This is a genomic window from Faecalibacterium sp. AF10-46 (assembly GCF_003604105.1).
In the GTDB taxonomy this organism is placed as follows: Bacteria; Bacillota; Clostridia; order Oscillospirales; family Ruminococcaceae; genus Faecalibacterium; species Faecalibacterium taiwanense.
Map to the genome: position 1 here is coordinate 1 of NZ_QVGY01000031.1, position 1,134 is coordinate 1,134.

The 1,134-nt window shown below is 45.6% G+C and carries 2 protein-coding genes; both read left to right on the plus strand.

The features are described from left to right. Nucleotides 1-397 precede the first annotated feature (397 nt). Complete coding sequence (locus DWV57_RS14225; RefSeq protein WP_005924684.1) at nucleotides 398-580, plus strand: hypothetical protein; 183 nt, start codon at nucleotides 398-400, stop codon at nucleotides 578-580. 81 nt (nucleotides 581-661) lie between these two features. After that, the coding region (locus tag DWV57_RS14230) for a recombinase family protein (RefSeq protein WP_165853711.1) at nucleotides 662-1,134 on the plus strand (473 nt) is incomplete at its 3' end.

Here is a 1,134-nt window from a genome sequence, read left to right on the forward strand (position 1 = left end):
GGTTTCGTGTTTGTCATTTTTACGATTTGCTCTTTGGCTGAGCAGCTAGGGCGCAGCACGGTCAGTGTTTCCAGTGCGCTTAAGGAATTGGACGCTGCGGGATTGATTGAGCGCAGACGAACGCGGTTTTCTTCGCCCAATCACATCTTTGTAAAAATTCCAAATGTTGAATAGTTCTGCGTTTTTCACGATTCAAGAACCGCCAAAATCACGATTCTGCGATGCAGATTCTTAATGGCATCTGCAAAAGATATTTTTCCTATGCAGTATAGCAGCCTTTAAGACTGTATCAAAGAAAACTTTCACCTAACCAACGTAATAAAACAAAAAGAGAAAAACGAATAGAATCCATCCATTCCTTTCCGTATTTGCACCACATGAATGAGGAGGTCTGCCCTTGAACAAAGAAAAATCTGAGAAGAAGCCCACTACACGCAAACGTGCGCCGAGAAGTCCGAAGTCTGTGCGCCTGATCGTGGAACGCCATTATATCGGCAATGTGCCGATGAATACGCTTTTTCAGCGGCTTGCGGAAGAAGAAATTCGTAAAACTGCCGAATCGTATCTCGCCGCTGGTTAATTGGACGTTTTACTGCGGAAAAGGGCTTGCATCATCACGCAGCATCCGCTACAATGTGATTGATGAGGTCTCTTTTCCATTATGGAGGTACACATGGAAAAGGACAAAAAAGTAACTGCTTTATACTGCCGGCTGTCAAAAGATGACGGTTCAAACAGCGAAAGCCTGAGCATCCGCACTCAAAAGGCGATGCTTATGGAGTATGCCACACGCAACGGTTTCGGGAATTGCCAGTTCTACGTTGATGATGGTTACAGCGGTACGAACTCTGACCGCCCTGCCTTTCAGGAACTTCTGGATGATATCCGGGAAGGAAAGGTGGCAACAGTCATTACCAAAGACCAGTCCCGACTTGGACGCAACCACATCGAAACCGGAACGTATATGGAAATCTTTTTTCCGGAACACGGTGTCCGCTATATTGCAATCAACGATGGTTATGATTCCAACGAGCAATCCCAGATGGATATTGCTCCGTTCAGAAACATCATCAATGAAATGTACGCCAAAGACACTTCCCGAAAAATCAAGAGTGCCCTTCGGACACGCAAGAA